Source organism: Pseudomonas sp. JQ170C (assembly GCF_035581345.1).
GTDB lineage: Bacteria > Pseudomonadota > Gammaproteobacteria > Pseudomonadales > Pseudomonadaceae > Aquipseudomonas.
In genome coordinates this window covers 2,146,354-2,159,115 of record NZ_CP141608.1, presented here as the reverse complement: position 1 = coordinate 2,159,115, position 12,762 = coordinate 2,146,354, and the positions used below count along the sequence as shown (strand labels likewise).

The following is a 12,762-nucleotide window of genomic DNA, read 5'->3' as shown; positions in this document are numbered from 1 at the left end:
AATCATGGCCAACAAATATGAAATGTTCAGCGTGCGGGTCACCGACGTACAGCAGGCAACCCCGCTGATCAAGCGCTTCACCCTGGCCCGCGAAGACGGCGCGCCGATGCCCGCCTTTACCGGTGGCAGCCATGTCATCGTGCAGATGCAGGGCGCCGACGGCAGCCAGTACAGCAACGCCTACTCGCTGATGAGCGACCCGCGCGACACCCGCAGCTACCAGATCGGCGTGCGCCTGGAGGAGCAGTCCAAGGGCGGCTCGGCGTTCATGCACCAGCAGGTAGAAGTGGGCACCTCGTTGACCATCTCGACGCCCAACAACCTCTTCGCCCTGGACCCCAGCGCCGGTCGCCACGTACTGATCGCCGGTGGCATCGGCATTACCCCGTTCCTGGCCCAGCTGCATGAACTCGAAGGCGGCGCCACCGACTACGAACTGCACTACGCCTTCCGCGCCCCCGAGCACGGTGCGTTCCAGGACCACCTAGAAAGCGGCCCCCATGCGGGCAATACCCATTTCTACATCGACAGCCTCGACCGCAAGCTCGACCTGGCCGCCCTGTGTGCAGGCCTGGCTGACGATGCTCACCTGTACGTGTGCGGTCCCAAGCCGCTGATCGACGCGGTGATCGCCACTGCCGCCAAGGCCGGCATCGCCGAGCAGCGCGTACACTGGGAACAGTTCGCCGCCGCCCCGGTTACCGGCGGCGCCTTCACCCTGGTACTGGCCCGCTCCGGCACCGAGTTGCAGGTGGAAGAAGGCATGAGCATTCTCCAGGCCATTGAGAAATCCAAGGCCGCCAAGGTCGAGTGCCTGTGCCGTGAAGGCGTGTGCGGTACCTGCGAGACGGCGATCCTGGAAGGTGAAGCCGAGCATTACGACCAGTACCTGAGCGATGACGAAAAAACCGCGCAGCAGAGCATGATGCTGTGTGTGTCGCGGGCTCGTTCGGCTCGTTTGGTGCTGGATTTGTAATCGCTATCGCGGGGCAAGCCCGCTCCTACAGTAGGAGCGGGCTTGCCCCGCGACCGCTTTACCGTCAACCCAAAGTTGACAGCTTAGGTATACTGGCAGGCTCTTGGCCCCGATCAGGACACCCTGCCCCATGATGGAAAACAGTTTCGCCTTCCGCCTCAAGGAACTGCTCGAGCATCACAAGCTGACCCTGCAAGCCGTTGGGACAGCCCTGGGAATCTCGCGCACGGCAGTGCACAAATGGACCCGTGGCGGCGAAATCGACTACGACAACCTGCGCAAGCTGGCCGAGTTCCTCAAGGTCAACTGGATCTGGTTGCGCTACGGCGAAGAGGCGCTGCAGAACGTCCAGCAGCATCAGGTGGTCGAGCTGCCGATGACTGACCTGCGCCGGCGCTACACCGCCGAGATCATGGAAAGCGAAACCCGCATGAAGCTGGCCCAGGAAGGCGCGCGTATCGTCACCTGGGAGTGGAACCTGATCAGCGACGAGGTCACCTACTCGCCCAACGTCGAACAGGTGTACGGCTGGCCGGTCACCCGCAACGAAGACTTCTGGGCGCACCTGCCCGAAGACGACATCACCCACATGCAGCAGTTGTATGCCCAGGCCGTGGCCGAGGGCACCGGCTGCGAATGTGATTTCCGCATCACCCGCCCCGACGGCGAACAGCGCTGGATTTCTTCGCGCGCGACCGTGGTGCGCGACAGTGCCGGGCGCTCGGTGAAGATGGTCGGCATCAGCATGGACAACACCGAGCGCATGGTCGCCGAAGCCAAGCTGCGCAACAGCGAAGAGCGCTTTCGCGCGATCTTCGAGCTGGCCTGGGGCGCCCTGGCCTACATCGACCCCGATGGCACCTGGCTGCGGGTCAACAACAGCCTGTGCGAGCTGCTCGGTTACCGTGCCGAAACGCTCTACGACATGACCTTCCAGGCCCTTACCCACCCCGACGACCTGGGCGCCAACCTGCAATTGCTGCAGCGCTTGCTGGCCGGCGAGATCAACCGCTATGAGGTGCACAAGCGTGTGCGCCACAAGGATGGCCGCTACATTTGGGTCCGTGCCCGCACCTCGTTGCAGCGCCGCCCCGATGGCGAGCCGGACCACCTGATCAGCGTGTTTGAAGACATCAGTGACGAACGCCGCGAACACGAGCGCCTTGAAGCACACATCGCCAGCCTCGAAGCACGCCTGGCCCAACAGAACGCGTGACCCGCACGGAGGACAGCGGATGCTTCCGGGAACCTCGTACACCTCAGCCCGGGCGTTGCGAACGGCCAGGCTGCGCGGCAAGGTCGGGCTGTACTTCGTCGCCGCCCTGTCGGTGCTGGCAGGCATGACCGACGCCATCGGCTTCATGGCCACCGGCGATTTCGTTTCGTTCATGAGCGGCAACACCACGCGCCTGGCGGTATCGCTGGGTGAAGGTCAGTGGGGCCTGGTGCTGCGCATCGGCGCACTGTTGCTGGCCTTTGTCCTGGGCAACGCCCTGGGCGTGGTGATCGCCCGCCTCAGTGGCCGCCGGCCCTGGCCGCTGCTGTCGATGATCGCCGCCCTGCTGGCGCTGGCCGGCCTGCTGCCGCTGGGCTGGCAGTTGCCGGCACTGGTCACGGCGGTGACGGCCATGGGCATGATCAATGCGGTGGTCGAGGAAGTGAACGGCCTGCCGATCGGCCTGACCTACGTCACCGGCGCGCTGTCGCGTTTCGGCCGAGGCCTGGGCCGGGCGCTGCTGGGCGAGCGCCGGCAGGGCTGGCGGGTGCAGTTGATTCCCTGGACCGGGATGTTCGTTGGCGCCATCGCCGGTGTCTTGCTGGAGCAGGCCTTCGACCTTGCCGCCCTGCTGTTCAGCGCCGGGCTGGCTGCCGCACTGGGGTTGATCTCGTTGAAGATTCCCCGGCGCTGGCAACTGCGCTACATGCCGCGTTGAGCCTTACAGGCAGGTGGCCAGAGCCGCCATGCGGCGCAGGGCGACACTGTCGTTTTTCTGCGCGTAGTAACTGACGGCGCTGGTTGCACCCTGGGACTGGATGTCGGCGAACGATTCGGCCTCACGGGTGTAAACAGTGAAGCCGCCCTGCTTGTTCGGCTCCAGGTAGCCACTGGCGTCAACGCCGAACACCGCCTCGTCCTGCCAGCCGAACTGGATGCACTCGGCCACACGGTCGGCGGGTTTGGCCGAGCTGAAGCTCTTGGTCGGCGCCTTGGCCCGCGCCGCCTCCATGGTCGAAGACGCACACCCGGCCAACAACGCTGCAGCAACCACCGCCATAACTACCCGCATGACACACCCCTGTGAGAAAAAACGCCGACTGTATCACTGTAGGAGCGGGCTTGCCCCGCGATTGCGAGGTTGCCGGGTACATCACTATCGCGGGGCAAGCCCACTCCTACAGGGGCCTGTAATAAATCAACAAACCGAAACGCAGTTTCTGCCAGACTTTGCAGCTTCACGTATCAGGAAGATTGCATGAACGACGAACTGCTCTGGGTGCTGGGGTTGCTGTTTACCTGCGTGGCCCTGTTCATCGCCAACCGCCCACGCATGGATGTGGTTGCCCTGCTGGTGATCGTGGTCTTGCCACTGACCGGTATTCTCAGCGTCCAGGAGGCCCTCGCCGGTTTCAGCGACCCCAACGTGGTGCTGATTGCTGCGCTGTTTGTCATCGGCGAGGGCCTGGTACGCACCGGCATTGCCTACCGCATCGGTGAGTGGATGGCCGACCGGGCCGGCAACAGCGAGGTGCGCTTGCTGGTGCTGCTGATGGTCTGCGTGGCCGGGCTGGGTTCGGTGATGAGCTCCACCGGGGTGGTGGCCATTTTCATTCCGGTGGTGTTGAGCATTGCCGCCCGCATGAAAGTCTCGCCCAGCCGCCTGATGATGCCGCTCAGTTTCGCCGGTTTGATCAGCGGCATGCTCAGCCTGGTGGCGACACCGCCCAACGTGGTGGTGCACAGCGAACTGGTGCGCCACGGCGAGCCCGGCTTCAACTTCTTCAGTTTCACCCCGTTCGGCCTGGTGATCCTTGCGCTGGGCGTGGGCTATATGCTCCTGACCCGCCACTGGCTCAGCGGCGAAGTCCGCAAGGACGGCAGCCCGCAAACTCGCCGCACCCTGCTGGACCTGGTCATCGACTATAAACTGGCCGGCCGCGAACGGCGCCTGCGGGTACGCCCCGGCTCGCCGCTGATCGGCCACAGCTTGAGCGAACTGAAACTGCGCACCGTGCATGGCGCCAACGTGGTCGGTATCGAGCGCCAGCACAAGTTCACCACCCGGGTGATCAGCCCCGACTCCAGCACCACCGTGCACGAAGGCGATGTGCTGCTGCTCGACCTGTTCGCCCCGCGCGACGACCTGCGCAGCCTGTGCCAGACCATGAAGCTCGAACCCCTGCACTTCAAGGCAGCCTATTTCATCGACCAGTCCCACGCCGTGGGCATGGCCGAAGTGGCAGTGGTGCCCGGCTCGCAATTGATCGGTAAAAGCGTGCTGGATCTTAATTTCCGCACACGCTGGGACCTCAACGTGGTCGGTCTGCGCCGCGGCCAAACGGCCATCGAAGAGCAATTGGTGGAAGAGAAACTCAAGCTGGGCGATACCCTGCTGGTGATCGGGCCGTGGAAGGCGGTGCGCCAGTTGCAGGCCCAGCCCAGGGACTTCCTGGTCTTGAGCTTGCCGGCAGAGGTCGACAACGTGGCCCCGGCCCTGAACCAGGCACCCTATGCCTTGATCAGCCTGGGGGTGATGGTCGGCCTGATGATCAGTGGCGTCGTGCCCAATGTCATCGCCGCGCTGATCGGTTGCTTGCTGATGGGCGCCGGGCGCTGCATCGACATGAACAGTGCCTACAAGGCCATCCACTGGCAAAGCCTGGTGCTGATTGTCGGCATGCTGCCCTTTGCCCTGGCCCTGCAGAAAACCGGCGGTATCGCCCTGGCGGTGAACGGCCTGGTACAGGTGCTTGGCGAGGCCGGGCCGTACATGATCCTGGCCTGCCTGTTCGCTATCACCGCGATCATTGGCCTGTTCATCTCCAACACCGCCACCGCGGTACTGATGGCGCCGGTGGCGATCAGCACCGCCGAACAGCTCGGTGCCTCACCCTACCCCTTTGCGATGATCGTCGCCCTGGCGGCCTCGGCGGCGTTCATGACCCCCGTCTCATCGCCGGTCAATACTCTGGTTCTCGGCCCCGGTCAGTACCGCTTCGCCGACTTCGTCAAGGTCGGGGTGCCCTTCACCTTGCTGGTGATGGTGGTCAGCGTGTTCATGGTGCCGTGGGTGTTCCCGCTGTGAAGGCAGCGGTGTTCTGCTGCTTGAGCATTTCGGCGGCCTGGCGCCAATCTTGTGCCCAGCCGTCGAGCACCACCTTGAGGTTATCGGCGGTCATCACCTGATCGTCGTTCTCAAGCGGCAAGCCGGTGCCCTTGCGGACCACTTCCGCTACCACCGCGCGGGTACCGCCATCCAGAAACGCGGCTTCGGTGGCAATCTCACTGTCCAGATCGCGGATCCCCACGGCACTGCTGACCCCGGCAGCCACCAGGGTCACCGGCAGGTACTCATAGAAGTGCAGCGACTGGGTATGGGCGCCGACCGAGGTGATCGCCGGGCGAATGATCAAGGTGTTGGGGCCAGGCTGCTCGACCAGCGTCAGCACCTTGCCCAGCTCACGCTTGAGCGCAGCGTCATAGTAGGTGGTGATCGCGGCCAGGGTTGAGGCCGGGATCCGCTCGCTGGGCTTGGGCATCGGGTAGAACCGGCTTGGCGCAATGTAGACCTGGTTGTAGCGCTCGATGTGCAGGTTGGGGCTGACCCAGCGCAGTACCGAATCACCCGACGCGGTCTTGAGTTCGCGCAACTGATCATAGTTGCGCAAGAAACCGGAATACTCCTTGGGCGAAACCTTGTTCTGGCTGCAACCGACCATCAGCAGCGACAGGCACAGGGCTGGCGCGATCATTTGCTTACGCATGTGTTGGGCTCCCACTTTGTTTTTTTCCACGCCAGGGCGCCGTTCCGGAGCGTTCGACGCTCAATTGCCCACTGGCCATGATCCAGTGCACGAGTTCGGTCAGCGGGACTTTGTAGCTGTACTCCATCCACTGGCTGTTGGTGGGGGTGTAGCGCTCGAAGTAATGGCTGAGGATCACGTTCGTCCCTTCGCTGCACAGCTCCAGGCGCGAGTCCTGGTAATTGAGCAGCGCATTGCGCCACAAATCCTGGGTGCGCAGGTCGAGGGTCAGGGACTGGCTGCAGTCGAGGCCGTCGATCGGGTGTTGTGCCGGCATGGAAAATTCCCTTGTTTTGGACGACGCAAAGGATCACTCAGGGCTTTTGCTGGCAGATGTCCGCTTTGTATCGACGCTGCAGCTTTGTTGCGCGATTGAAATAAATGACCGGCAGCGCAGAATGGTTTTAGATACGCACTTTTCAGGCCCCTCTGGACCCAAACGTGAGCAGACTGCTGATCGTCGATGACGATGTGGAAATTTGTGCCCTGCTGAAGAAGTTCTTTGTCATGCACGGCTACGAAGTCGACCTTGCCGCCAATGGCACGGCGATGTGGGCGGCCATTGAACAGCAGCGTCCGGATACCATCATCCTCGACCTGATGCTGCCGGGTGAAAGCGGCCTGAACCTGTGCCAGAAACTGCGCGCCAACACCGGCATCCCGATCATCATGCTCACCGCGATGGACGAGCTCAGTGACCGTATCGTCGGCCTTGAACTGGGGGCCGACGACTACCTGGGCAAACCCTTCGATGCCCGCGAACTGCTGGCCCGCTTGCGCGCGGTGCAGCGCCGGGCCGGGGAACAGCTGCGAGTACAGAGCGAGGAAACTCGGCCGCTGATCCGCTTCGACGACTGGCAGCTGGATGTGACCCGGCGCGAGCTGCGTACCCCACAGGGGGTGATGGTGCCGCTCTCGGCCGGCGAGTTCGACCTGCTGCTGGTGTTTCTCGAACACCCCCAGCGCATCCTCAGCCGCGAGCAACTGATCGACCTGGCACGGGGCCAGGGGTATGAAGCGTATGACCGCAGCATTGATGTGCAGGTAAGCCGCCTGCGCCGCAAGATCGAACCCGACAGCAAGCGCCCGGCACTGATCCGTACCGTGCGTAACGGCGGTTACCTGTTCGACGCCAAGGTCAGCCGCTCGTGATCCGCCTGGACCTGCGCCGCGACAGCATCAGCCGGCGCATTGCCCTGACCATCATTGCGGCCATGCTGACCTCGGTGGCGTTGAACATCCTCTTTGTGCAGCTGGCAGGCGTGTGGGCGCGCCCGCCCTTGAGCCAGATCGGCCTGATCGAGCAAATGGCGGTGGTGACCCGGGTGCTCGAAGCGGCCCCACCCGCCCAGCGTGAACACCTGGCCCAGGCCGCCAGCAACCCGATGCTGCAAGTGCGCTGGAGCGCCCACCGGGAAGCCCTGAACCTGCCTGGCGCCGGTGAGGCGCTGGCCCTTGGCGACTCCCCGGAACTGCAGCAACTGCTGGCCAACCGACCCCGCCAGCTGGCGGTCTACAAGCCCGACGACTGGCCCGAGGGGGACCCGGAGGCGCACTACAAGCTGGTCCTGCAACTGGGCGACAACAGCTGGCTGGCCTTCACCCCGCCCTACCGCAGCTGGGGCCTGAGCCTGGGCATGCGCTTCACCATCATTGGCATCCTGGCGCTGATTGCCGCCTTGCTGGTGGCCTGGATCGGCACCCGTCAGCTGGCCGGCCCGCTGCAGCGCTTTGCCCGCGCCGCCCGGCGCTTTGGCAGCGACCTGCGCGCCCCACCGATCCGCCTGGAAGGCCCCCATGAGCTGCGCCAGGCGATCACCGCATTCAACACCATGCAGGCACAGATCCAGCACTTCATCGCCGAGCGCACACAGATGCTGGCGGCGATCTCCCATGACCTGCGCGCACCGCTGACGCGCATGCGCCTGCGTGGCGAGTTCATTGAAGATGCCGAGCAACAGCGCAAGCTGTTTCGCGATGTCGATGAGATGCAGAGCATGATCAATGCCGCGCTGAATTTCTTTCGCGACGAGACCCGCTTGGAAACCGCCACCCCGTTTGACCTGGCCGAGCTGCTGCAGACCCTGGTGGACGACTATGGCGACCAGCACATCGCGCTCCCTTTCGAGGGGCCGAAAAACCTGGTTTACCTCGGGCGACCGCTGGCACTCAAACGCGCAGTTACAAACTTGATCGAGAACGCCGTCAAATATGCCACCCCGCCCGCTATCCGCCTGAGCAGTACCAACCACAGCCTGTTCATCGACGTCAGCGATCAGGGGCCGGGCATCCCTGGGGCGGCGCTTGAAGAGGTATTCGTGCCTTTCTTCCGCCTGGAAAGTTCACGCAACCGCGACACCGGCGGTGTCGGCCTGGGGTTGCCGGCGGCACGCACGGTGATTCGTGAACAAGGCGGCGAGTTGACCTTGAGCAACCAGCCTGGCGGTGGCTTGCGGGCACGCATCGAGCTGCCGCGCGGTTAACGCTGACTTAATGGGGTCTCGCTACGGTAGCGCTCTCCCTTCAGAACGTTGTTTGGCTCACCTTGTGTGAGCCTTTTTTTTGGGCTCTTCAGGGAGTTCTGGGGAGTGTGATTCTGGTCTTGGTCTTGGTCTTGGTCTTGGTCTTGGTCTTGGTCTTGGTCTTGGTCTTGGTCTTGGTCTTGGTCTTGGTCTTGGTCTTGGTCTTGCGAGATTATCCATTCCATGTGGCGACGCTGTCGGCCCCTTCCGCCCTTACGGCGGGTCCCTTTTGTCTTGGCAAAAGGAACCAAAACCGCTTGCTCCTGCATACGGCCCTACGCTTCGCTCCGGGTCCCCTCCTTCCGGCGCCCTCCGGGGCCACGCGGCCTACGACTTGCTTCGCCAAGTCTACGTCTCGCGTCTTCGGCTACGCCGAAGGTGCTACGCACGGCCCCTACAGGCACCTCCACTCGGCCTCCTGAAGTCGCACTCTGCAGCGCCTGAACCTTCGTGCATGAATATGAAGATCAAGATCAAGATCAAGATCAAGATCAAGAACGGGGCCAGGCCGTGGCCATCACCCGCCAGTGGGAGCGGGCTTGCCCCGCGATGGATTTTGAATTTTGCCGACAAATTCATGCCTGCCGGTAATCCCGCTTCAGCGTTGCAGCTGGATGTGCACGGCTCAGGGGCCTATCGCGGGGCAAGCCCGTTCCCACCGAGCCCGCTCCTGCCTGTCTGTTGGCAGTGGACGTTGATCTCGAAGATGCGCCAGTACAGGCGCCGCCCGTAACTTCGCGACTTCAGGAGGCCGAGCGTAGGTGTCTGGAGGGGGCAGGTGCGCAGCACCCTTCGGCGTAGCCGAAGTCGCGAGCCGTAGACTTGGCGAAGCAAGTCGTAGGCCGCGAGGCCCCTGGAGGGCACCGGAGGGAGGGAACCCGGAGCGCAGCGTAGGGCCGTATGTAGGAGCGAGCGGTTTTGGTTCCTTTTGCCAAGACAAAAGGGACCCGCCGTAAAGGCGGAAGGGGCCGTCAGCCTCACCGCATGAAATGGATAAGCCCACAGCCCGCAACACCAACACCAACACCAACACAAGAGTCACAATCCCCGGAATTCAGTGAAAAGCCTTTTTCGCCTACAGCCGATCTGAAACAAAAACCCGAACTTCCGGTCTGATCCTTTAACTTCCCTCCGCAGCGCGGATAAAGGATCCACAGTGCTGAAACACATCGCCCGCTTCGCCGTAATCGCCACCGTGCTGCCCACAGCCGGCTGCTACTACCACGATTACGACCGCGACGATCACCGCTACGACCGCGACCATCGCTACTCCCGAGACTGGGACGATGACCGCGACCACCGCAAGTACGACAAACGCTACCGCGACGACGACCGCTCCCGCTACTACGACAATGACCGCCGCCGCGGTCGTGACGATGATGACGACGACGATGACGATTGATCGCCAGCTGCCCGTTCACCTGACTGACAACCGTATTGCCTGAGGATCACATCATGCGTATTTCACTTTCTGTTCTGACGTTGGGCATTGTGCTCTCCCAAAGTGCCCTGGCTGCCGGTGACGGCACCGCTGCCATCGGTGGTGGCCTGGGGGGCGCGTTGGGGAACATGGTTGGCCAGCAGATCGGTGGCAGCACCGGCGCGGCCATTGGTGCCGGTGTCGGCGGCGCGGCCGGCAGTGCGGTCGGGGCCCGCAAGGGCAACCGTACCGAGGCGGCCATTGGCGGCGGCCTGGGATCGGCCGGTGGCTCGGTGATCGGCAACCAGGTGGGCGGCAAGACCGGCTCGACCATCGGTGCGGGCCTGGGTGGCGCCGCGGGCGGTGCGCTGGGTAACAACATCGCCGACGATAACCGTCATGACTCCGGTAGTGGCCACAAACACAAGCACAAGCATAAAAACAAACACAAGCATCACTGATAGCCATCGCGGGGCCAGCCCGCTCCTACCCCAGGAGCGGGCTGGCCCCGCGCTGCTTTATCAGCCCAGCAACGCCCGCGGCCACCCCAGAATCTGCTTGGCCCGCGGCGGCGCATAGGTACGCACCTTCGAGGTGCTGAGCTTCAGGCGCACCAGCGACTCGGCCAACGCCACCGCCGCGGTCACGCCATCGACCACCGGCACGCCGGTACGCGCCTGGATGCGCTCCTCCAGCCCGACCATGCCGCCACAGCCCAGGCAAATCACTTCGGCCTTGTCGACCCGCACTGCCTCCTCGGCCTCCCGCACCACCGACTCGATGGCCCGCTCCGGGTCTTCCTCCAGTTCCAGCACCGCAAGGCCACTGGCCCGCACCGACGCACAGCGGCTGTCCAGGCCGGCAAGTTTGAGGCGGTCTTCGATCAGCGGCACGGTGCGGTCCAGGGTGGTCACCACCGAATAGCGATGGCCCAGCAGCATCGCCACGCTGGCAGCCGCCTCGGTGATATCCACCACCGGTACATTGAGCAGTTCCTGCAGGCCTTCCCGGCCGTGCTCGCCGTACCCGGCCTGGATCACCGCATCGTAGGGCTGGTCGTAGCTCAGCACCCGCTCCATGACGGCAATGGCTGCCAGGTAGCTTTCAAAGTTGCCTTCCACCGACTCGGCGCCAAAGCGTGGTGTAAGCCCGACGATCTCGGTGCCCGGCGACGCCACGCTGCGCGCCTGGCGGGCAATGGCGTCGGTGATGGACGCGGTGGTGTTGACGTTGACGACCAGTATTCTCATGACTCGTTTCCTTGTGCGTGATGCTCAGTGGTGGGCGCTGTCGACGGCAAAATGCTCACCAGAACAGTCCACGTAATGTTTTTTGCGATCGGAGATCAGGTAGTACACGCCACCGGCGATGGCCGCGCCGAACAGCCAGGAGAACGGCGTCAGGTCGCTGAAGGCCGGCACCAGGGCCAGCATCACCGCAGCAATGGCCGAAGGCACCAGGGCAGCGATGGCCTTGTAGTTGATCCCGCGGGTGTAGTGATAGGTGCCGTTGGCCGCTTCGCTGTAGAGGTCGGGTATATGCACCTGGGCTTTGCGGATCAGCCAGTAGTCGACCATGATGATCCCGTACAGCGGGCCCAGCAGCGCGCCCAGCCCGGAGAGGAAGTAGACGATCACCAGCGGGCTGTTGTAGAGGTTCCAGGGCAGGATCAGTACCGCCAGGGTGGCGCTGATCATGCCGGCGCGGCGAAAGTTCAGGCGGCTCGGTGCAAGGCTCGAGAGCACGAAGGCCGGGGCGACGAAGTTGGCCATGATGTTCACCGCCACGGTGACGATCAGGAACGCCAGGCACGCCAGTACCAGGAAGGTTTTATCGGGGATCGCGGCGATGATCTGGGTCGGACTGTCGATCACCGTGCCATCGATGCTGAACTGCGCCCCGGACAGCACGAAGCTGATCACCGCAAACACCAGGATGTTCACCGGCAGGCCCCAGAAGTTGCCGACGCGGATGGTCTTGCGGCACGGCGAGGAACGGGCGAAGTCGCAGAAGTTGAGGATCAGGGTGCCGTAGATGGCCAGCCACAGCGCGCCGCCGGCAAACACCTGGGTCCACATTTTCGCGCCCGTCAGGGGCTCACCCACCGACCAGGCCAGGTTGCCGTCCACCCGCAGGTACATCCATACCGCCAGCACCAGCACCGTGGAGAGAATCACCGGGCCGGCAAAGGATTCGTACTTGCGCACCATCTCCATGCCGAAGGTCAGGATCACCAGTTGCACGAACCAGATGGCGACGAAGCTGGCCCAGCCCAGGCTCGACAGCCCGAGGATGGCGTTATGGTCGTAGCTGGCCAGGGTCGGCCAGATCGCCACCAGCAATACCCGCAACACCACCGAGGCCAGGTACGTCTGAATACCGAACCAGGCAATGGCGATCACCGCACGGATGATGGCCGGCAGTTGCGCGCCATAGATGCCGAAGCTCATGCGGCTGATCACCGGGAACGGCACCCCGGTTTTCTGGCCCATGTAGCCGGACAGGTTCATGAAGAAGTACACCAGCGCCGCCCCCACCGCCAGGGCCGCCAGCATTTGCCAGCCCGACAGGCCGAGAGCGAACAGGCCCATGGCAAAGGAGTAGTTGGCGATGTTGTGCACATCGTTGGTCCACAAGGCGAAGATGCTGTACCCGCCCCAACGCCGGCCTGCGGCTTTGGTGGGGGCAAGGTCAGCGTTATGCAGCTTCGGACTCAGGGCACCGTGCCCGGAGGCAGATGCAGAGACGGCAGCGTCGGGCGGCAGGTACGCACTGTCCAGATGTTTGGAAGTATCCAATTGCATGTTCCCCGGGCTCCTGCT

General features: G+C 63.5%; 14 protein-coding genes. 9 read left to right on the top strand and 5 right to left on the bottom strand.

Annotation, left to right across the window (positions count from 1 at the left end; translation table 11 throughout):
- Nucleotides 1–4: 4 nt before the first annotated feature.
- From U9R80_RS10190 to U9R80_RS10180, 3 genes are all read left to right on the top strand, one after another.
- A complete protein-coding gene (locus tag U9R80_RS10190; protein ID WP_301840637.1) occupies nt 5–976 on the top strand; it encodes a PDR/VanB family oxidoreductase in 972 nt (323 codons plus the stop codon).
- Between the two features lie 130 nt (nt 977–1,106).
- Entirely contained in the window at nt 1,107–2,192 is a 1,086-nt protein-coding gene (locus U9R80_RS10185; protein ID WP_301840635.1) for a PAS domain S-box protein, read from the top strand.
- Nucleotides 2,193–2,211: 19 nt separating this feature from the next.
- Nucleotides 2,212–2,910: a YoaK family protein gene (locus tag U9R80_RS10180; RefSeq protein WP_301840632.1), complete on the top strand. Its 699-nt coding sequence runs from the start codon at nt 2,212–2,214 to the stop codon at nt 2,908–2,910.
- A gap of 3 nt (nt 2,911–2,913) precedes the next feature.
- On the opposite strand, the gene U9R80_RS10175 is transcribed toward U9R80_RS10180, so the two are convergent.
- The gene (locus tag U9R80_RS10175; protein WP_301840630.1) at nt 2,914–3,264 is read right to left on the bottom strand and encodes a hypothetical protein; all 351 of its coding nucleotides are present in this window, start codon (nt 3,262–3,264) and stop codon (nt 2,914–2,916) included.
- A 186-nt stretch (nt 3,265–3,450) separates the two neighbouring features.
- Between U9R80_RS10175 and U9R80_RS10170 the strand changes: the two genes are divergently transcribed.
- Nucleotides 3,451–5,280, top strand: coding sequence for an SLC13 family permease (locus tag U9R80_RS10170; protein ID WP_301840629.1), 1,830 nt, complete (start codon nt 3,451–3,453; stop codon nt 5,278–5,280).
- Here U9R80_RS10170 and U9R80_RS10165 read toward each other — a convergent pair.
- Nucleotides 5,252–5,959 (bottom strand): DUF3313 domain-containing protein, encoded by a 708-nt coding sequence (locus U9R80_RS10165; RefSeq protein ID WP_301840628.1) that lies wholly within the window; start codon nt 5,957–5,959, stop codon nt 5,252–5,254. The genes U9R80_RS10170 and U9R80_RS10165 overlap by 29 nt on opposite strands.
- Nucleotides 5,952–6,275: a hypothetical protein gene (locus U9R80_RS10160; protein WP_301840627.1), complete on the bottom strand. Its 324-nt coding sequence runs from the start codon at nt 6,273–6,275 to the stop codon at nt 5,952–5,954. Before U9R80_RS10160 ends, U9R80_RS10165 begins: the two co-directional genes overlap by 8 nt.
- 164 nt (nt 6,276–6,439) lie before the next feature.
- Between U9R80_RS10160 and U9R80_RS10155 the strand changes: the two genes are divergently transcribed.
- The 5 genes from U9R80_RS10155 (at nt 6,440) to U9R80_RS10135 (ending at nt 10,401) form a co-directional block, all read left to right on the top strand.
- Entirely contained in the window at nt 6,440–7,150 is a 711-nt protein-coding gene (locus U9R80_RS10155) for a response regulator (RefSeq protein WP_301840626.1), read from the top strand.
- Complete coding sequence (locus U9R80_RS10150) at nt 7,147–8,481, top strand: ATP-binding protein (protein WP_301840625.1); 1,335 nt, start codon at nt 7,147–7,149, stop codon at nt 8,479–8,481. Before U9R80_RS10155 ends, U9R80_RS10150 begins: the two co-directional genes overlap by 4 nt.
- A gap of 493 nt (nt 8,482–8,974) precedes the next feature.
- Nucleotides 8,975–9,253, top strand: coding sequence for a hypothetical protein (locus U9R80_RS10145; protein WP_324804867.1), 279 nt, complete (start codon nt 8,975–8,977; stop codon nt 9,251–9,253).
- A 423-nt stretch (nt 9,254–9,676) separates the two neighbouring features.
- Entirely contained in the window at nt 9,677–9,922 is a 246-nt protein-coding gene (locus U9R80_RS10140) for a hypothetical protein (RefSeq protein ID WP_301841374.1), read from the top strand.
- A 53-nt stretch (nt 9,923–9,975) separates the two neighbouring features.
- On the top strand, nt 9,976–10,401 hold the full coding sequence (locus U9R80_RS10135; protein WP_301841375.1) for a glycine zipper domain-containing protein: 426 nt from the start codon (nt 9,976–9,978) through the stop codon (nt 10,399–10,401).
- 60 nt (nt 10,402–10,461) lie between these two features.
- Here the strand turns inward: U9R80_RS10135 and U9R80_RS10130 are convergent, their stop codons facing one another.
- Together U9R80_RS10130 and U9R80_RS10125 are read right to left on the bottom strand one after the other, a co-directional pair.
- Complete coding sequence (locus U9R80_RS10130; RefSeq protein WP_301841376.1) at nt 10,462–11,190, bottom strand: aspartate/glutamate racemase family protein; 729 nt, start codon at nt 11,188–11,190, stop codon at nt 10,462–10,464.
- 24 nt (nt 11,191–11,214) lie between these two features.
- Complete coding sequence (locus tag U9R80_RS10125; protein ID WP_301841377.1) at nt 11,215–12,744, bottom strand: NCS1 family nucleobase:cation symporter-1; 1,530 nt, start codon at nt 12,742–12,744, stop codon at nt 11,215–11,217.
- Nucleotides 12,745–12,762 lie beyond the last annotated feature (18 nt).